At 67.3% G+C, this 16,998-nt stretch carries 18 protein-coding genes and 2 pseudogenes; 6 read left to right on the top strand and 14 right to left on the bottom strand.

What is annotated here, in order from left to right; genetic code table 11:
• Window position 1: 1 nt before the first annotated feature.
• The 4 genes from GKO32_RS28930 to GKO32_RS28945 are packed head-to-tail and all read left to right on the top strand — an operon-like array spanning window position 2 to window position 3,654.
• Window positions 2–943 (top strand): ABC transporter permease, encoded by a 942-nt coding sequence (locus tag GKO32_RS28930; protein WP_154760079.1) that lies wholly within the window; start codon window positions 2–4, stop codon window positions 941–943.
• On the top strand, window positions 940–1,788 hold the full coding sequence (locus GKO32_RS28935) for an ABC transporter permease (protein WP_166459769.1): 849 nt from the start codon (window positions 940–942) through the stop codon (window positions 1,786–1,788). Before GKO32_RS28930 ends, GKO32_RS28935 begins: the two co-directional genes overlap by 4 nt.
• Window positions 1,778–2,728, top strand: a complete 951-nt coding sequence (locus GKO32_RS28940) for an ABC transporter ATP-binding protein (protein ID WP_154760081.1) — start codon at window positions 1,778–1,780, stop codon at window positions 2,726–2,728. Before GKO32_RS28935 ends, GKO32_RS28940 begins: the two co-directional genes overlap by 11 nt.
• Window positions 2,725–3,654: an ABC transporter ATP-binding protein gene (locus tag GKO32_RS28945; RefSeq protein ID WP_312868710.1), complete on the top strand. Its 930-nt coding sequence runs from the start codon at window positions 2,725–2,727 to the stop codon at window positions 3,652–3,654. The genes GKO32_RS28940 and GKO32_RS28945 overlap by 4 nt, the downstream gene beginning before the upstream one ends.
• A gap of 2 nt (window positions 3,655–3,656) precedes the next feature.
• Here the strand turns inward: GKO32_RS28945 and GKO32_RS28950 are convergent, their stop codons facing one another.
• The 5 genes from GKO32_RS28950 to glnA form a co-directional block, all read right to left on the bottom strand.
• Complete coding sequence (locus GKO32_RS28950) at window positions 3,657–5,195, bottom strand: carboxylesterase/lipase family protein (protein WP_154760082.1); 1,539 nt, start codon at window positions 5,193–5,195, stop codon at window positions 3,657–3,659.
• Between the two features lie 37 nt (window positions 5,196–5,232).
• Window positions 5,233–5,868: a DJ-1/PfpI family protein gene (locus GKO32_RS28955; RefSeq protein ID WP_154760083.1), complete on the bottom strand. Its 636-nt coding sequence runs from the start codon at window positions 5,866–5,868 to the stop codon at window positions 5,233–5,235.
• A 107-nt stretch (window positions 5,869–5,975) separates the two neighbouring features.
• The gene (locus GKO32_RS28960; RefSeq protein WP_312868711.1) at window positions 5,976–6,335 is read right to left on the bottom strand and encodes a DUF190 domain-containing protein; all 360 of its coding nucleotides are present in this window, start codon (window positions 6,333–6,335) and stop codon (window positions 5,976–5,978) included.
• Window positions 6,332–6,670, bottom strand: coding sequence for a DUF190 domain-containing protein (locus GKO32_RS28965; RefSeq protein ID WP_208024577.1), 339 nt, complete (start codon window positions 6,668–6,670; stop codon window positions 6,332–6,334). The genes GKO32_RS28960 and GKO32_RS28965 overlap by 4 nt, the downstream gene beginning before the upstream one ends.
• 21 nt (window positions 6,671–6,691) lie before the next feature.
• On the bottom strand, window positions 6,692–8,116 hold the full coding sequence (gene glnA / locus GKO32_RS28970) for a type I glutamate--ammonia ligase (protein ID WP_154760098.1): 1,425 nt from the start codon (window positions 8,114–8,116) through the stop codon (window positions 6,692–6,694).
• 209 nt (window positions 8,117–8,325) lie between these two features.
• On the opposite strand from glnA, the gene GKO32_RS28975 reads away from it, so the two are divergent.
• Window positions 8,326–9,498, top strand: a complete 1,173-nt coding sequence (locus GKO32_RS28975; RefSeq protein WP_154760084.1) for an MFS transporter — start codon at window positions 8,326–8,328, stop codon at window positions 9,496–9,498.
• Here GKO32_RS28975 and GKO32_RS28980 read toward each other — a convergent pair.
• The 3 genes from GKO32_RS28980 to GKO32_RS28990 are packed head-to-tail and all read right to left on the bottom strand — an operon-like array spanning window position 9,479 to window position 10,987.
• Complete coding sequence (locus GKO32_RS28980) at window positions 9,479–9,886, bottom strand: arsenate reductase ArsC (RefSeq protein ID WP_154760085.1); 408 nt, start codon at window positions 9,884–9,886, stop codon at window positions 9,479–9,481. The two genes, GKO32_RS28975 and GKO32_RS28980, sit on opposite strands and share 20 nt — an antisense overlap.
• 16 nt (window positions 9,887–9,902) lie before the next feature.
• Window positions 9,903–10,637 (bottom strand): aquaporin, encoded by a 735-nt coding sequence (locus tag GKO32_RS28985; protein WP_312868712.1) that lies wholly within the window; start codon window positions 10,635–10,637, stop codon window positions 9,903–9,905.
• A complete protein-coding gene (locus tag GKO32_RS28990; protein ID WP_154760086.1) occupies window positions 10,634–10,987 on the bottom strand; it encodes an ArsR/SmtB family transcription factor in 354 nt (117 codons plus the stop codon). Before GKO32_RS28990 ends, GKO32_RS28985 begins: the two co-directional genes overlap by 4 nt.
• A gap of 84 nt (window positions 10,988–11,071) precedes the next feature.
• On the opposite strand from GKO32_RS28990, the gene arsM reads away from it, so the two are divergent.
• Window positions 11,072–11,890, top strand: coding sequence for an arsenite methyltransferase (arsM, locus tag GKO32_RS28995; protein ID WP_154760087.1), 819 nt, complete (start codon window positions 11,072–11,074; stop codon window positions 11,888–11,890).
• Here arsM and GKO32_RS39355 read toward each other — a convergent pair.
• The 6 genes and pseudogenes from GKO32_RS39355 to GKO32_RS29015 all read right to left on the bottom strand — a co-directional run bounded on the left by GKO32_RS39355 (window position 11,851) and on the right by GKO32_RS29015 (window position 16,782).
• Entirely contained in the window at window positions 11,851–12,588 is a 738-nt protein-coding gene (locus GKO32_RS39355) for a hypothetical protein (protein WP_246244846.1), read from the bottom strand. The genes arsM and GKO32_RS39355 overlap by 40 nt on opposite strands.
• The gene (locus GKO32_RS39360; protein ID WP_246244848.1) at window positions 12,470–13,201 is read right to left on the bottom strand and encodes a hydantoinase B/oxoprolinase family protein; all 732 of its coding nucleotides are present in this window, start codon (window positions 13,199–13,201) and stop codon (window positions 12,470–12,472) included. The genes GKO32_RS39355 and GKO32_RS39360 overlap by 119 nt, the downstream gene beginning before the upstream one ends.
• Entirely contained in the window at window positions 13,198–13,791 is a 594-nt protein-coding gene (locus GKO32_RS40645; protein ID WP_376766006.1) for a hydantoinase/oxoprolinase family protein, read from the bottom strand. The genes GKO32_RS39360 and GKO32_RS40645 overlap by 4 nt, the downstream gene beginning before the upstream one ends.
• Before the next feature lie 90 nt (window positions 13,792–13,881).
• Window positions 13,882–14,599: pseudogene (locus GKO32_RS39365) on the bottom strand (hydantoinase/oxoprolinase family protein); the annotation flags it as partial.
• Between the two features lie 318 nt (window positions 14,600–14,917).
• Window positions 14,918–15,007: pseudogene (locus GKO32_RS29010) on the bottom strand (pyrroline-5-carboxylate reductase); the annotation flags it as partial.
• Complete coding sequence (locus GKO32_RS29015) at window positions 15,004–16,782, bottom strand: ABC transporter ATP-binding protein (RefSeq protein WP_154760088.1); 1,779 nt, start codon at window positions 16,780–16,782, stop codon at window positions 15,004–15,006. The pseudogene GKO32_RS29010 and the gene GKO32_RS29015, both read right to left, overlap by 4 nt.
• Between the last annotated feature and the right edge of the window lie 216 nt (window positions 16,783–16,998).

Raw genomic sequence — 16,998 nt, forward strand, 5'->3', positions numbered from 1 at the left:
CATGAACGGATGGCGGCTGCTCGGCCGGCGCCTGCTGCAAGTCCTGCCTGTGCTCGGGTTGCTCCTGGTCGTTGTCTTCGCACTGGAAGGATTGCTACCCGGAGATACGGCACGAGCCTTCGCCGGACCGCGGGCGACCGAAGCCAGGGTGGCACAGGTGCGGGCCGAACTTGGTCTGGACCAGCCGGTGACGACGAGATTCTCGACCTACATCGGCCACCTGGCGAGGGGTGATCTCGGCGAGTCCAACCGCTCCGACATCCCGGTCACCCAGCTCATCGGCGAGCGCGCGGGGGTGACCCTCTCACTTTTGTCCGGTGGCCTCATCGCGGGTGTGCTGATCGCCGGCCCGGCCGCGCTGGTGCTGGCCCGGCGACCGCGGAGCCGGCTCGCGTGGATGCTCGACCGGATTCTTTCGGTGGCGATCAACCTTCCGTCCTTTTGGGTCGGCTTGACGTTGGCCACCGTGATCGGCCTGCGGCTCGGCGCGCTCCCGGTCGGTGGCTTGGCACCCGGGTTCGCCGGGCACCTTCGCTCGTACGTGCTGCCGTCGGTGACCATCGGAATCTCGCTGGCGCCGTTCATGGCCCGCAGCGCCGCCACCAGCCTGCGTGATGTGCTCGCCGCCGACCATGTGGTCACGGCGCGGTCGGTGGGCGCCTCCGGATCGTTCCTCTTCCGCCGTCACATGCTGCGCAACGCATTGCCGCCGACGGTGACCCTGCTGGGTTTTCAGGCCGGTGCGCTGCTTTTCGGGACCGTTGTGGTCGAACAGACCTTCGCGCTCCCGGGACTCGGTGCCGCGATGATCACCGCGGCTGCCCAACGGGACTTCCCGGTGGTGCAGGGGCTCACTCTCCTTTTCGGACTGGGCATCATCCTGTTCAACCTGCTTTCCGACCTGGCCGTCGCGATGCTCGATCCACGAACCCGATGGGCATGATCGACGAGGCCGCTGGCCTTATTCCAGGCCGCCGGGTGGCACGGGCGCGCTTCCATCAGGCAGCCGCCGCGGTGCTGATCCTCGCCGTAATGGTCGCCATTTCCGCGCCCTGGATCGCGCCTTATTCGCCGTCGGCGCAGTCACTCGATCAGATTCAGCTGCCGAGCGCGTCGCATTGGCTCGGCACGGACGCGCTGGGGCGGGACATCCTGTCACGGATGATGTATGCGCTGCGTACCGATTTGTCGCTGATCGTTCCGGCCGCCGGTCTGCCGATGATCGTCGGCACGCTGATCGGAACGCTTGCCGGTTACGTCGGCGGGCTGGTGGACGGGGCTGTGCGGTGGATCGCGGACGTCTTCCAGGGCCTGCCGGTCTACATCTTCCTGGTGGCGCTCGTCGCCGCGATGGGCCGTGGTCCGGCATCGCTCCTTGTCGCCTTCACCGCGCTCGGCTGGATCGTGTATGCGCGCCTGGTGCGCACCGAGGTCCGGCGGGTGAAGGCGAGTGGTTTCGTGGAGGCGAACCATTTGATCGGTAAGTCGGCGCCCAAAGTGCTGGTGCAGCACGTGTTGCCGCACGCGCTGAAGCAGACCGCGACGTACTTCGTCTTCGACCTCGGCATGGCGCTGCAGGGCGTGGCGGTGCTCTCGTTCTTCAACCTGGGCGTGAAGGCGGGCACCCCGGAGCTGGGCACGATGATCGCGGAGGCCCAGATCTTCCTGCGCACCGGCGCCTGGATGGTCGCGTTTCCCGGTGCCGCGATCGTGATCCTGGGCGTCTGCATCACCGCCGTCGGCGACCACCTGAAGGCCAGGATGCAAGGAGACCCTGATGGCCGCTAGCCGATTGGAGGTCGAGAGTGTCGAGGTCGTCACCGCGGGCGGGGTAAGGATTCTCGACGGTTTGTCGTTCCGGGTCGGCGAGGGACAGGCGCTCGGTATCGTCGGCGAGTCGGGCTCGGGCAAGTCGATGGCACTGCGGGCGACGATGGGGTTGCCACCGCACGGCACCACGGCGACCTCGGGCACGGTCACCGTGGGCGACCAACGCGTATCGGCCGGGCAAAGCACGCCTCCCGGCGTCGCCATGGTCTTTCAGGACCCGGCCCTGGACCCGACGATGCGGCTCGGCACCTATCTGGCCGAAACGGTCGGCCGCCACCGGCGTATTTCCGTTGCGGCAGCACGGGAACGGGCGCTGGAATTGCTGACCGATATGCACCTGCCCGAACCACGGCTGCGGATGCGGGCGTTTCCCCACCAGCTGAGCGGTGGCCAGCGCCAGCGCGCGGCGATCGCACTGGCGCTGGCCACCGATCCCCGATATCTGCTCTGTGACGAGCCGACGACCGCTCTCGACGTCACCTTGCAGGCCCGCATCCTCGCGCTGCTCAAGGCCCGGCAGGCAGCGGATGGGCTCGGTCTTGTCTTCGTCAGTCACGACATCGCCGTGGTGTCCCAGATCGCCGATGTGGTCGCGGTCATGTACGCCGGCCGGATCGTCGAGATCGGCCCCACCGCTGCCCTCATCGGCTCGCCACGGCACCCCTACACCCAGGCCCTGATCGCGGCACTACCGGATGTCGGCCGGCCGAGCCGCCGTTTCCGGTCCATCGCCGGCACGCCGCCCGACCCGGGTGAGTTCCCGGCGGGCTGCCGGTTCCAGGCCCGGTGCGGCCATCCCGGCACCGGCTGCGAACAGCCTCTGTCCGGATTGGACGGTCGAGACCATCGGCACCGATCCGATTGCCTTCACGAACACCTCATGGAGAGCACATCGTGACGGCACTGCTGGAAGTCGCCGATCTCCGAGTCGAGTTCCCGGTGGGCCGCCGCCGACGGCTGCCCGCGGTCGACGGGGTCGATCTGACCGTCAAACAGGGTGAAATCCTTGGCCTGGTCGGGGAAAGCGGCTGCGGCAAGTCGACACTGGCACGCACGCTCGTCGGACTTCAGGCACCGTCGGCAGGCCTGATCCGCCTTGGCGGTAAAGATGTCCCGGCCCGGCGCCCGGCCGCGTTGCGCAAGCGGATCCAGCTGGTCTTTCAGGACCCCGGCTCCTCGCTCGATCCGAGGCAGACGGTCCGCGAGGCGCTCCAGGCACCGTTGCGGGTGCACAAGTTGACCGACCGCGCCGGCGAGGAGAAAAGGGTCCGCGAACTGCTGAACCTGGTCGAGCTGTCCGAGCGGCTCCTCGATGCGAAACCCGGAAGGCTCTCCGGCGGGCAGCGGCAGCGGGTCGCCATCGCCCGCGCCCTCGCGGTGGAGCCCGATATCCTGATCGCCGACGAGGCGGTGTCCGCTTTGGACGCGTCCGCGACGGGCTCCGTCCTGAACCTCCTCACCGACCTTCGCACCTCGCTCGGGCTCACGGTGGTCTTCATTTCGCACGACCTATCCGTCGTACGAAGCCTGTGTGATCGTGTCGCCGTGATGTACCTGGGCCGGGTGGTCGAGACCGGTTCGGTGGAGGAAGTCTTCACCCGCCCACGGCATCCGTATCTCCGGGCTCTGCTGGCATCCATTCCGCGGATCGGCGAGCCGTTGGTTCCACCTCCGCTCGAAGGTGACGAACCCCCGAGCATTCTCACGCTGCCAACGGGATGCCGGTTCACCACCCGGTGCCCCCTCGCCGAGCAGATCTGCCGCGAGCAAGAGCCGATCCTGAAAGCAATCGGACCGGGAGCCGTCGCCTGCCACCTGGTGTGAGGTCAGAACTTGAAGACTTCCGCAGTCGACATCAACTCGCTCAAGCGGTCGAGCCGCTCCCGGTACGGGTCGACGACGAGACCGCCGTCGGTTCCGATCCGCATCATGGTGCGCTGGTCCGAACGGTACGCCGGCCACGACGGCAGATCGGGGCCCGACGGTTCTCCCGTCCGGATGAACGAACCCCATGACCGCATGAACGCGTCCTGGGTTGCTTCGCGTACCGGCCGCAACTCCTTGTCGTCGCCGGCGAACTCGGAGACGCCTCGCGTCGCGAGATTGCCGAAAGGGAACGGGATATCGAGTGCGTGGCATGCCCCCAAGGCGCCGTCCAGCACCGGTGTCCGGTACGTGAACTCATAGACGAACACCGGTGAACCGCTGTCGGCATGCGCGTCGCACAGTGCGTCGAGCGGGCCACGCCAGTCGCGGTCGGTCGTCAGGGTGGTCAAGGCATCGGCGTCGTTCGTTGCGAGAGCGCCGTACATCCGCGCCAGCTCCTCGATGACGACCGGGTCGGCACCTTCGAACAGCTCCGATAAGACCCCCGGCAGCCCGCCCCGGGCGTCCACGTCCCCCATCACCAGCGTGAACAAGCTGTTCTCATCAGCGTTCGTGCCGGTCAGCAGGGGAATCTGAGCCTGTTTGCCGGCACGGAATATCTCGAGTGGTGTTGCCGGCAGGAATTCGCCGTCCACCACGGGACGGCAGGGCAGCATGACTTTGCCGGTGAGGCGCTCCTGTGCATCCAAGAGCGTCTGCGTGTCCAGTGCACGCAGCGCGGTGAGCGAATTCGTTTCCGGCGCACCGAGGTCGGCGATGTACTGCACGGCGACGTCGAGCGCCTGTTCCTTTGTCGTGTTGAGTGATCCGTGCCCGCTCTGCACGATCCCGGCGCGGAACAATCCCCGTGCCTCGGGAATGCACATCAGCGCCACGACACTCATCGCACCGGCGGACTCGCCTCCGATGGTGACCTTGGCCGGATCACCGCCGAAAACGCCGATGTTGTCCCGGATCCACGTGAGGGCGGCGATCTGGTCACGCAGGAAGTTGTTCCCTGCGGTCCCTTCCGGATCGACCGATAATGCGCCCAGCGCCCCCAGGCGGTAGTTCACCGTGACGACGATGATGTCTTCGCGGGCAGCGAGATTGGCTCCGTCGTACCACAGTGCGGTTCCGGATCCCGCCAGGAAGGAACCACCGTGGATCCAGACGAAAATCGCGCGTGGCGTATCACTGGCCATATCCGGCACCCAGATGTTGAGGTTCAGGCAATCCTCGTCCTGCACGGCGCCGGGGTGATAGAAAGCCCACTCGCAACCGGGGATCGTCGCCGCCAGCCCGTCGAGATGCTGCAAGGAAATCGCCCCGTATCGCGTGGCGTCACGCACTCCGTGCCAGGACGGTGGCTCGGCCGGTGGTGCGAAGCGCAGATCGCCGATGGGTGCGGCGGCAAAGGGGATCCCCTTGAAACTGACTACTCTGTCGCCGCGAGCACCCCGCACGATTCCTTGCCTGGTCTGGACTTCGACGTTCATGACGCTCCTTTGTGGCGGGACGATGAGAGAGATACCGCTAGCTCAATCGCCCGGACAATTTCGCCTTCGCGATCTCAACGGCCTTAGCCGGAGCAACGTCGAGGGATCCCGCGTGATAAGGCGGTTCGGGTGCGTACTCGATAATGAGCTGAACGGCCTGCGCCATATCGTCGCCCGCGAGGAAACCAGCCAGGGTCAACGCCATGTCGATGCCGGCGGAGACGCCTGCCGCGGTCGCGTAGTGACCGTCGATGACGACCCGCTCGTTCGCCGGCGTCACACCGAATTCGGCGAGGTTGCCGAGCGCAGCCCAGTGGGTCGTCGCCCGGCGTCCATTGAGGACTCCAGCAGCGGCCAGGATCAAGGACCCCGTACAGGCGGAAGCCGTCCACGCGGCGGTCCGGTCCACTGTGCGCAACCATTCGTGCAGGTTCCCGTCAGCCATCTGGTCCGCCTGGCCCGGGCCACCGCCGATGAGCACCACATCCGGCTCCGGCACATCGGCAAGACCGGCGACGACATTGATCGACAGACTCCGCAAGTCGTTGCGGACGAGACCCGGCTGCTCGGCAACGAAAACGACCTCGGTATCGGGAAGGCGGCCCAAGACTTCGTACGGTCCGATCACGTCCAGCGAGGTGAACCCGGGATAGAGAACGATCGCGACGTGCATTCAAGGGCTCCTTCATGTTCCGGGCTGACCGCCGACAATGGTGTCACCCGGCGATCAGGGCGAACAACGACACGTGCCCCACCAATTCGGCCGGTCCCGCGCCGGCGCTAACGCCAGATGCGGTGCCTTTTGCGTGTGCTCGGGGTGTAGCGGACGACCTCTACGTCGTCGAGCGCGACGAGTCCTTCGATGCCAAGGTCGTCAAGTTCGGGCAGAAAATCGCGGATCTTGGTTTCGGTGTCCACGATGACGACGAGCAGGGGCAGGTTGTCGCTGACGTGGAAGAGGTGGGTGGTGTGGATGCGGGAAGTCGCGCCGTAACCCTCGATGCCGCGGATCACCGTCGCACCGGCCAGCCCGGCTTTGTGGGCGCGGTGCACGATCTCGGTGTAGAGCGGCTTGTGGTGCCAGTGATCGCCTTCGCCGATGAAAACCGACAACCGCAGCTCGCGTTCTGACAGTTTCACCGGTGCCTCCCGGCGTAGTGGACGACCTCGACGTCCTCGAGGGTCACCATTCCCTCGCCGACCAGCTCGTCCAACTCGGGCAGGAACGCCCGGATCTTGTCCTCGGTATCGATGATGATCACCACTACCGGCAGATCCTCGGTCAGGTCGAGGATCCGCGTGGTGTGGATGCGGGAGGTCGCGCCGTAACCCTCGCAACCGCTCAGCACGGTCGCCCCGGCCAGCCCGGCGTCACGGGCCCGTTCGACGATCTCGTGGTGGACCGGCTTGTGGTGCCACAGATCGTCCTCACCGACGAACACCGATAGCCGCGTCGCGAGGCCTGCCAGCTGCATCCGACGCCGTCCTTTCCGGCCTCACACGTCGTAGTAGAGGGCGAACTCGTACGGGTGCGGCCGCAGTCGCAGCGGGTCGATTTCGTTTTCGCGCTTGAAGTCGATCCAGGTTTCGATGACGTCGGGGGTGAACACGCCGCCGGCGAGCAGGAACTCGTGGTCGGCCTCGAGCCGGTCGATCACCGCGTCCAGCGAAGCGGGCACCTGCGCCACATCCCGGGCCTCTTCGGGCGGCAGTTCGTACAGGTCCTTGTCGATCGGTGACGGGGGTTCCAGCTTGTTCTTGATACCGTCCAGCCCGGCCATCAACATCGCGGAGAACGCCAGGTACGGGTTGCCGGAGGAGTCGGGGCAACGGAACTCGATGCGCTTGGCCTTCGGCGAGGCGCCGGTGACCGGGATCCGCACGCACGCCGAGCGGTTGCGCTGCGAGTACACCAGGTTGATCGGCGCCTCGAAGCCGGGCACGAGCCGGTGGTAGGAGTTGACCGTCGGATTGGTGAACGCCAGCAGGCTCGGCGCGTGATGCAATATCCCGCCCACATAGTGGCGCCCCAGATCCGACAACCCTCCGTATCCGGACTCGTCGTAGAACAGCGGGCCGTTCTCGTCCCACAGCGACTGGTGACAGTGCATCCCGGAACCGTTGTCGTTGAACAGCGGCTTCGGCATGAACGTCACCGTCCGGCCCGTCTCCCAGGCGGTGTTCTTCACGATGTACTTGAACAGCTGGAGGTCGTCGGCCGCGTGCAGCAGGGTGTTGAACTTGTAGTTGATCTCGGCCTGGCCGCCGCTGCCGACTTCGTGATGTGCCTTTTCGACCTCGATCCCCACCCCGGCCAGATTCAGTACCATCGCGTCACGCAGGTCCGCGAAATGGTCCCGGGGCGAAACCGGGAAATAGCCCGCCTTGTACGGGGTCTTGTAGCCGCGGTTGCCACCGTCCTCCGCCGCGCCGGTGTTCCACCAGCCTTCGATCGAGTCCACTTCGTGGAAAGCGGTGTTCTCGGTGTTGGCGAAGCGCACCGAGTCGAAGATGTAGAACTCCGCCTCCGGACCGAAAAAGGCGCGGTCGGCGATCGTCGACTCACTGATATAGGCCTCGGCTTTATGCGCGATATTGCGCGGATCGCGGGAATACGCTTCGCGGGTGAACGGGTCGTGCACGAAGAAGTTCATCAGCAACGTCTTCTGCGTCCGGAAAGGGTCCAGCCGTGCCGTGTACGGATCGGGCAGCAGCAACATGTCCGACTCGTGGATCGATTGAAAACCACGCACCGACGACCCGTCGAACGCGACCCCCTCAGCGAATGCGTCGGCGTCGAAAACGGCGGCGGGAACGGTGAAATGCTGCATGATCCCTGGCAGGTCGCAGAACCGGACATCCACGAACCGCACGTCCTCATCGGCGATGAACCGCAGCACCTCGTCGGCGTTGGTGAACATGTCGCGCGCTCCTTCCGGGCGGAGACGGTGCGCCGGAACGGAGAGGAGCACGGCACTCACCCGGCGAGCCCCACCGCCGGGGTGCCGCCAGCCGACGGCACAATATTGGTTTGACGGGCGCGTCAAGATTAACAGCGCGGCTGCCCGGGACACCAGGCCAACGGCCGATGAAGTCCTTCCGGTCACGTCGCGCTCATCAGGAAGGTGACATGAGTTCTCGGATGTCGCCGTGGCGGTTCGTGACGGCGTTCGGCCTGGTCAGCCTGCTGATGGACTTCGTATACGAGGGCGCCCGTTCGATCACCGGTCCGCTGCTGGCTTCGCTCGGCGCATCCGCGCTGGTCGTCGGGGTCGTCACCGGCGCCGGTGAGGCCGCCGCGCTCGGGCTTCGCCTGGTCTCCGGCCCGCTGGCCGACCGCACCCACCGGTTCTGGGCGTGGACGATCACCGGCTATGCACTGACCGCCGTCACCGTCCCGCTTCTCGGCACGACCGGTCTGCTCTGGCTCGCGTGCGCCCTCGTGATCGGCGAGCGTGTCGGCAAGGCCGTCCGGTCACCGGCGAAGGACACGCTGCTCTCCCACGCCACCGCCGCTGTCGGCCGTGGCCGCGGCTTCGCCGTGCACGAAGCCCTCGACCAGATCGGCGCACTGCTCGGTCCGCTGACCGTCGCCGGAATGCTGGCCGTTACGCACGACGACTACACCCCGACCCTCGCGGTGCTCGCCATTCCCGGTGTTGCCGCGCTCGCCCTGCTCGTCTGGCTGCGCGCCCGAGTGCCCGACCCGATCGCCTACGAAATCGCCACCGCAACGCACCCGCCTGCCGAAGCCGGGCAGCCGCCACGGCGGCTTCCCCGGGCGTTCTGGGTCTACAGCGGCTTCACCGCCACCACGATGATCGGCTTCGCCACCTTCGGCGTGTTGTCCTTCCACCTGGTCGAACGCCACCTGCTCCCCACAGCGGCGGTGCCGCTCGTCTACGCCGCCGCGATGGCCACCGATGCACTCGCCGCCCTCGTCACCGGCTGGCTCTACGACAGGGTCGGCGCGCGCATCCTCATCGCGCTGCCGCTGCTGGCGGCAGCCGTCCCGCTCCTGGCGTTCACCAACTCCCTCGGCCTCGCCATCCTCGGCGCGCTGCTGTGGGGCTGCGCGGTCGGAGTGCAGGAATCGACGCTGCGCGCCGTCGTCGCCGACCTCGTTCCCACCCCCCGCCGAGCCACCGCCTACGGCATCTTCGCCGGTGTCCTCGGCGGCGCCACCCTTGCCGGCGGTGCACTGACCGGCGCCCTCTACGACCACTCCATCCCCGCTCTGATCATCACGATGGTCGCGATCCAGGCCGGAGCCGTCACACTCGTCACCCGATTTCGTCGATGAGTTTGCGGACTCGCCGTTCGATCTCGTCGCGGATCGGGCGCACGGCGTCGACGCCTTGGCCCGCTGGGTCGTCGAGAGACCAGTCGAGGTAGCGCTTGCCAGGGAAGACGGGGCAGGTGTCGCCGCAGCCCATCGTGATCACGACATCGGAGGCTTGCACCGCATCCGTGGTGAGCACTTTCGGGATTTCGCCGGAGATGTCGATGCCGCTCTCGTTCATGGCTTCGACGACAGCCGGATTCACGGTGTCGGCGGGGGCAGAGCCGGCGGAACGAACTTCGATGCGGTCCCCGGCGAGGTGGGTGAGGAAGGCAGCAGCCATCTGCGAACGGCCGGCGTTGTGCACACAGACGAACAGCACCGAGGCACGCGGTTTCGACTCGGACATGGTTGCTTCCTCACGATCAGCGTTCTGCGGGGGCGGTGTCGTTGTGTGGAACGACGACGGCGGCTTCAGCGGGTGCCGGGCGACCGAAGACCACGACGACCAACGCCAGGCCCAGGGCGGCGCCGACGAGCTGGGCGGCGAGAAACGGTACGACGGAACTCGGGGCGATACCGGCGAAGGTGTCGGTGAACGCGCGGCCGATGGTCACGGCCGGGTTGGCGAACGATGTGGACGACGTGAACCAGTACGCCGCGCCGATGAACGACGCGACCGTGATCGGCGCGAGGTGACCGCGGCCGGATCGGAGCAGGCCGAAGATCAGCAGGATGAGCCCGGCCGTCGCGGTGACCTCACCCAGCCAGAGGTGGCCGGCGAAGCGGTCGTGGGTGGACCAGGACACCAGTGGCCGGGAGAACATCGCGTTGGCCAGGACCGAACCGGCGACCGCTCCGGCGGTCTGCGCGGCGACGTAGGCGGCCACCTCGCGCAGCGGCATGCCGTCGGGGCTGCGGCGGCCGGTGAGCCACGCGGCCAGCGAGACGACCGGGTTGAAGTGCGCCCCCGAGATCGGGCCGAGCAGCGCGATCAGCACACCGAGCCCGAGCACGGTGGCCAGCGCGTTGGCCAGCAGTTGCACACCGATGTCGCGCGACAGCTCGGTGGCCTGGATGCCGGACCCGACGACGACGGCGACCAGTGCTGCGGTCCCGATCGCCTCGGCGGCCGCCCTTCGGGCCAGTGAGGCGCTCACGCGGTCGCCTGCGGAGTGCGCAGGAACCCGGCGAGCCGGTCAAGGGCGGCCGGCAGCACCCAGTAGTAGACCCAGGTCCCGCGACGTTCGCAGTCGATGAGCCCCGCTTGGCGTAGCAGCTTGAGATGGTGGGAGATGGTCGGCTGGGACAGCTCGAAGGCGGGGGTCATCTCGCAGACGCAGACCTCACCGCCCTGCCGGGACGCGATCATCGACAGCAGCCGCAGCCGCACCGGATCGCCCAGTGCTTTGAACACCGTGGCCAGCTCGGCGGCCGATCCCGCATCCAACGGCGCGGAGGTCAGCCCCTCGCAGCACGCGGCGTCGAGCACCTCAAGCTGTTTCGACATGCTTCTATCTTGACGTTCTTCAATACAAGGCGCAAGGTTGTATCGACAGTCATCGATGCAGGCTGGACAGCTGAGGAGTGAGCCATGACGGACCAGTCCACCGAACTGCGGGAAACCGTGCGGCAGCGCTACGCCGCCGCCGCGGTCAAGGCCGGCGAAGGCGGCGCGGCGTGTTGCGGACCGGAGCCGATCGAGGTCGGCGAGAACTTCGGGGCCACCCTCTATGCCGCCGGCGAACGCGATGCGCTGCCGGCCGAAGCGGCCGCCGCGTCGCTCGGGTGCGGGAACCCGACCGCGGTCGCCGAGCTGCGTGAAGGTGAGCGAGTGCTCGATCTCGGCTCGGGCGGTGGGATCGATGTGCTGCTCTCCGCTCGCCGGGTGGGTCCGGCCGGCAAGGTGTACGGGCTGGACATGACCGAGGAGATGCTCGCTCTGGCCTTGGCCAATGCCGAGAAGGCGAGCGCGAGCAACGTCGAGTTCCTCAAGGGCACCATCGAAGCGATCCCGCTGCCGGCGAACACGATCGACGTGGTGATCTCCAACTGCGTGATCAACCTGTCGGTCGACAAGCCCGCCGTGTTCGCCGAAACGTTCCGCGTGCTCAAGCCCGGCGGCCGCATCGGCGTTTCCGACGTCGTCGCCGAGGACACCTTGACCACTGCGGAGCGGGCCGAACGCGGCAGCTATGTCGGCTGTATCGCCGGTGCCCTCTCCGTCGCCGAGTATCGCGCCGGCCTGGAAACCGCCGGCTTCACCAACGTCGAGATCACTCCCACCCACGAGGTGGCCGACGGCATGCACTCGGCGATCGTCCGGGCGGTCAAGCCGGTCACCGCCGACCCGACCGCCCAGGCCGCCGGACGTCAGGCCCTCGACACGCCGCCGAGCGGTGCCGTCACGTGATCGGCCGGAACGACCGCCGACGAGAACGGCGTCCAGCAGGACGGGCAGCAGTACTGCCGGAAGACCACCTCGGCATCGATGTAGTCCGCCGGATCGGCGATGATCTGCGGCCCCGCATCGGTGCTCTGGCCCTCGTAGACCGCGAGCGCCAAATCGTCGTCCGGCGCTCCGGCCTCACCGAGGATTTCCGCACAGTGGCCGCACGCCACCACCGCTGTCGGGCCGTCCATCGCTTCGATCACGTTGTCGTCCAGTCGCCTGGCGGTGGACACATCGGCTTTGCGGCCGCTCGGTACGCGCAGGACTCTCGAGCGGTCCCGGCGGACTTCGCGTAAGCGGGCACGCTCGGCGCCGGTCGCGACCTCGTTGACCACACCATTTTCCAGCACGACCCCGTAAACAGCATGGGCGCCGCCGACGGTGACGCGCTCCTCGCGGACATCCCGGGCGACCGCCTCCGGGTCGCGAGTGAGCGGGTCACCGTAGCCACCACCGCCCTGCCAGGTCATCTGCAGCACCTCCCCGGGCGCAAGGTAACTGGAGGCGTAATTGCTTCCCGGTTCCAGATTGCCGCTGACGTCAGCCAACGTGCTGGGCATCCGGCCGGACGCCAGAAGATCGGCGACCCGGCTTTGCCGGGCGATCACGTCGAGACCGGTGTTGCCGGGGTGACCGCCGGATCCACAGATCGCTGACATCGCGCTGCAGCTGGAAATCGCGCACCACCTTGACAGGCGGGGTGGGCAGCGACTCGGAGAACACGTCCTGCGCGGCCGGGGAGAACGAGCCGAGACCGACCCCGCCGAGGTCCGGTTCATGGCAGATCGCACTGGTCCAGGCGAACAGTTTCCCGTCGTGGAAGACCGGTTGGTACACCATGACGTCGTTCTGGTGCAGCCCGCCACCGACCCACGGGTCGTTGGTGAGGAACATGTCGCCCTCGGCGATACCGGGATTGGCCGCGCGGTTGCGCAGCGTCCAGTAGATCGCGAGATCGACGGCGCCGACGAGCATCGTGTTGTAGAGGCCGACCTGGACCTCCTCCCCCAGCTCGTCGGAGATGGCGAAGTCGAAGTCGTTGGCGTCGGTGACGATCGGCGAGCCCGACATCCGCTTGAGCGCCTCGCCCATTTCGTCGGTGACCGACCACAACCTGTGCCGGATCACTTCGTAGGTCAGCGGGTCGAGCATGTCGACCTGTTCCTGCGTGACACTGTGGACGTCCAATATGGACAGTAGTGAGCGGCGCAACTCTTCCGGGTCGGCCGGCCTGCTGGAAAAGACCTCCGAACCGAGGATGAGCATGGTCATGAGGTGCTCCTGGCGACGGAGGTGCGACGGATGATCAGGTTGCCGAGCGAGTCCACCGTGCCGGTGGTGCCGTCGGGGACGACGACGGTCGTGGTGGGCACCTCGACGATGGCGGGACCGGTGAGCACGTGCCGGGCTCGCAGCGTCCGGTAGTCGTAGATCGGCGTGTCCCGATATCCCTTGGCGCCGTCGAGGCAGACCGGGCGGCTGCCGGACCGCGCCGGCGTGGGATCGGCCGACTCGGCGGCCGGAATCTTGGGCAGCTCCGGGGAAAACGGCAGGACACCGATGCCCCGGACGCGGAAGGTGATGGCCTGGATGCCGGCTTCGCGGAAGCCGGTGTCCTTGCCGTAGAGCGCGGCGTATCGGTCTTCGAACGCCTCCACCGCGGCGTCGACGGCAGTGCTGTCCAGTGGCCCGCTCGCCACCGAGGTGGTCATTTCCGCGAGCTGCATCGTGTAGCGCATATCGATCTCACGGTGGACCTCGACCGTGTCGAACCGCACGCCCTGGCGATCGAGCCCTTCGCGGACCTGCTTCTCCAGGTCGGCGAAGTTCTGCTCGGCACGGGCCGGGTCGAACGGCATCATGACCGGATCGGACAGCTCCGCGGCCAGCGCGATGTTCGAGGATGCCAGCCCATAAGCGGAGAACGCCGACGCGACCGGGCCGAGTGGCACGACGACCTCGGCGACACCGACCTCGGCAGCATAGCCCGCGCAGTGCGCAGGTCCGGCGCCGCCGAACGCGTACAGTACGAAGTTCCGTGGATCGTGGCCCGCCTCGACGATGGTCTTGCGGAGCAGGTCACCGGTCTGTGCATTTTGGACGGTGTAGATCGCCGCGGCGGCCTCCTCCACCGACATGCCCAGTGGCTTGGCGATCTGGGTTTCGATCGCCTGGCGGGCCAGCTCGAGCGACAGTGGCTTGCGGCCCCCCCAGCAGACCCCGTTCGGGCAGGATGCCCAGGACGAGGTTGGCGTCGGTGTTGGTCGGTTCGGTCCCGCCGTTGCCATAACACGCCGGCCCAGGCACGGCCTGCGCGCTGCGGGGTCCAATGTGGAGGTTGCGGCCGGGGTCGAGCCAGGCGATGGCACCGCCGCCGGACCCGATGGCGTCCACCCGGAGGGTCGGCACGTTGATCGGATGGTGGTTGATCACGGTGATGGTGTCACGCACCGGTTCCCCGTCCACGACGAGGAAGGTCGTCCCGCCGACGTCGGTGGAAATGATGTTGCGGTGACCCAGCACCAGCAGCGGCCCGGCGAGCCGGTACTCGCGCAGTTCGTTCTCCAAAGTGGACAGATAGTCCCGCAGGCCCGGGCCGATCTGCGTGCTCATGATCGTGGTGGCATTGCGGAGCGGCAATGGCCCGCTGAACTCGCTGGTCAGGCACATCCGTGCACGGTGAACGGGTAGGTGAGTTCAGCGCCGCGGGTACTGACCCGGATCACTCGCCCCGGACCTCCACTATTGTCCCTGCGCTTCCCGTTGAGGTTCGCGCCATGGCCCCAGATGTAGGTCAGTCGTCCAGGCTCCCCGCCCGGGTCCCGTCCACCCGATCCCCCCTTGCTGCCCAGTCCAGTCCAGGCCGAAGGCGTGGGCGGCCCGTGCGCGCAAACGCCCCACCGCGGCCCGCATGCTGGCCGCGACCTCGTGCGGCTCAGGTTCGTCCGGCGCGTGCGAGGGCAGCGCGCCACGGGCCACGTCAGGATTCAGATCGTCGACGCTGCGCCCACCGTGCAGGAGACCCGACAACAGTGCCTCGCCGATCTTGCCCGCACCCAGAACCGCGATTGAGCTCATGACGCGAGCCTGCTGTGCCGTTTGGTACCGATCCGAGGCGCGGCGACGGCCTGTTTCGGCCCCCTGGCCCCCTGCACGTCACCGAGGACGATGATGCGGTCGGCGAGGGCCGCCAGGTCGAGGTCGTGCGTGATCAGGATCGTGGTACGCCCGCCGGCCAGCCGGCGCAGCGGCTCCGCGATCCTCCGGGCCGAGGATGCGTCCAGGTTCGCCGTCGGTTCGTCGAGCACCAGGATCGGGGCGTCGGCGATCATCGCGCGGGCTATCCCGATGCGCTGGCGCTGTCCGCCGGAGACGCCATGCCCACGCTGGCCGATCACGGTGTCGTAGCCGTCGGGAAGACCCATGATGAACTCGTGGGCGTCGGCGGCCTCGGCCGCGGCGACGATCTGTTCCCTGGTGGCGTTCTGCCTGCCATAGGCGATGTTCTCCCCGATCGTGCCGTGGAAGATCAGGGTTTCCTGCGGCAACAGCGTTACCGCGGCGCGCAGCGAACTCAAGGTCAGGTCCCGGATGTCGACTCCGTCCAGGCGGATCACTCCGGCCGTCGGCTCGGTGAAGCGCAGCAGCAGTTTCGCGATCGTGGTCTTTCCGGCACCACTGGCTCCGGTCAGGGCGACCAACTCTCCGGGGTGGACGGTCAACGAGAAGTCGCGCAACACCGCGCGCGCCGCTCCCGGGTAACCGAAGGACACCGATTCCAGCCGCAGTTCGCCACGAGCGGCGCGCAAGGCCCAGGACCGCGGGGTGTCGGCCACCGTCGGCTCGGTGTCGAGCAGTTCGATGAGGCGGGCCGCACCCGTCGACGCGGCGGCAACGGTCATCGTCAGCGAACCGAGAGCCTGCACGGGTGGATACAGATAACCGAGGAAGGCCGCGAAGGCGAACAACCCGCCCAAGGTCAGCCGATGCTGGGTGATCTCCCATGCGCCGAATCCGATGACGCAAAGGACGCAGATGGTTTCCAGGAGATGGACCACCGGCGAGTACAAAGCGGAAAGGCGGACCAACGTCAGTTTCGCGCGCATCCAGCGTGCACCGTGTTCGTGGACACGCTGTTCCTCGGTGCCCTGCCGGTTGCACGTCTGCGTAAGAGTGATGTTGGCGAGGCCCTCCTCGAGGACCGCGACGAGTTCTCCGTGACTGGCACGTTCCTCCCGGGCGATCGCGTTGACCCGGCGGGAGGACTTTTTCGCCACGAGCACGAATGCGGGCACGGCCGCGAAGGAGACCAGCGCGAGTTCCCAGCGCAGCAACAATGCTCCCGCCGCATAGAAGACCACGGTGAGCAGGGATATCGCCGCCTGCACCACACCAGAATTGACCAGTGCCTCCACCGACTCGACATCGGCGGACAACCGGGCGACCAGATCGCCGTGCTTACGGCTTTCGAAGAAATCCGGTGAAAGCCGCTGCACGTGCGCGAACACCCGGCCGCGCAGCCGGAGCAGAAAGCGCTCACCGGCCCGCGCCGTCAAGTACTGGCCACCGAAGACCAATACGCCGGAGATGAGCGTGAGGGCCACCCATTCCACCGCGGGCGTCCAGAATGCCGCCAGGTTCCCGGCGGTCAGCACACGGTCGGTGATGACCGAGAACATCCAGATCGCGGCCGTGTCGCAGGCCGCGGACGCCACCAGCAACAACCCGCCGACGATGAGCCAACGGCGCTCCAGGCGCGCGATGGGCCAAAAACGGCGGAACACCGCTTTCGCGGACAGCACCGGCGCCAGAATCGATGCGGCCGAGCCGTTTTTTTCGTACTGAGCCGACACGCTCGCCCTTTCCGTCGGAATGGCGGCGGGGTGCGACGGCGGTGACCCCGTCGCACCCCGTCACGTCAGCTTCGGTCAGCCACGCGGGCTCGTCGGGTACGTCGGCCCGGAAGCGCCCGGGATATGCCGGATCGAGACGGACCCATCCGGGTTCTTCACGATCGCGACGCCATCGCCGGTGGACACGGGGCCGGGGTGGGCAGGACGGGGGATCAC

The sequence above is a fragment of the Amycolatopsis pithecellobii genome (assembly GCF_009707865.1).
GTDB lineage: Bacteria > Actinomycetota > Actinomycetes > Mycobacteriales > Pseudonocardiaceae > Amycolatopsis_E > Amycolatopsis_E pithecellobii.

What these genes read in the sequence shown, in the direction of transcription:
- GKO32_RS28940 (WP_154760081.1), top strand. Translation starts at nt 1,778, where the DNA reads ATGGCCGCTAGCCGATTGGAGGTCGAGAGTGTCGAGGTCGTCACCGCG.
- GKO32_RS28930 (WP_154760079.1), top strand. Translation starts at nt 2, where the DNA reads ATGAACGGATGGCGGCTGCTCGGCCGGCGCCTGCTGCAAGTCCTGCCT.
- GKO32_RS28990 (WP_154760086.1), bottom strand. Translation starts at nt 10,987, where the DNA reads ATGTCGAAACAGCTTGAGGTGCTCGACGCCGCGTGCTGCGAGGGGCTG.
- arsM (WP_154760087.1), top strand. Translation starts at nt 11,072, where the DNA reads ATGACGGACCAGTCCACCGAACTGCGGGAAACCGTGCGGCAGCGCTAC.
- GKO32_RS39355 (WP_246244846.1), bottom strand. Translation starts at nt 12,588, where the DNA reads ATGTCAGCGATCTGTGGATCCGGCGGTCACCCCGGCAACACCGGTCTC.
- GKO32_RS28980 (WP_154760085.1), bottom strand. Translation starts at nt 9,886, where the DNA reads ATGTCCGAGTCGAAACCGCGTGCCTCGGTGCTGTTCGTCTGTGTGCAC.
- GKO32_RS28935 (WP_166459769.1), top strand. Translation starts at nt 940, where the DNA reads ATGATCGACGAGGCCGCTGGCCTTATTCCAGGCCGCCGGGTGGCACGG.
- GKO32_RS28975 (WP_154760084.1), top strand. Translation starts at nt 8,326, where the DNA reads ATGAGTTCTCGGATGTCGCCGTGGCGGTTCGTGACGGCGTTCGGCCTG.
- GKO32_RS28950 (WP_154760082.1), bottom strand. Translation starts at nt 5,195, where the DNA reads ATGAACGTCGAAGTCCAGACCAGGCAAGGAATCGTGCGGGGTGCTCGC.
- GKO32_RS28965 (WP_208024577.1), bottom strand. Translation starts at nt 6,670, where the DNA reads ATGCAGCTGGCAGGCCTCGCGACGCGGCTATCGGTGTTCGTCGGTGAG.
- glnA (WP_154760098.1), bottom strand. Translation starts at nt 8,116, where the DNA reads ATGTTCACCAACGCCGACGAGGTGCTGCGGTTCATCGCCGATGAGGAC.
- GKO32_RS28955 (WP_154760083.1), bottom strand. Translation starts at nt 5,868, where the DNA reads ATGCACGTCGCGATCGTTCTCTATCCCGGGTTCACCTCGCTGGACGTG.
- GKO32_RS40645 (WP_376766006.1), bottom strand. Translation starts at nt 13,791, where the DNA reads ATGATGCCGTTCGACCCGGCCCGTGCCGAGCAGAACTTCGCCGACCTG.
- GKO32_RS39360 (WP_246244848.1), bottom strand. Translation starts at nt 13,201, where the DNA reads ATGACCATGCTCATCCTCGGTTCGGAGGTCTTTTCCAGCAGGCCGGCC.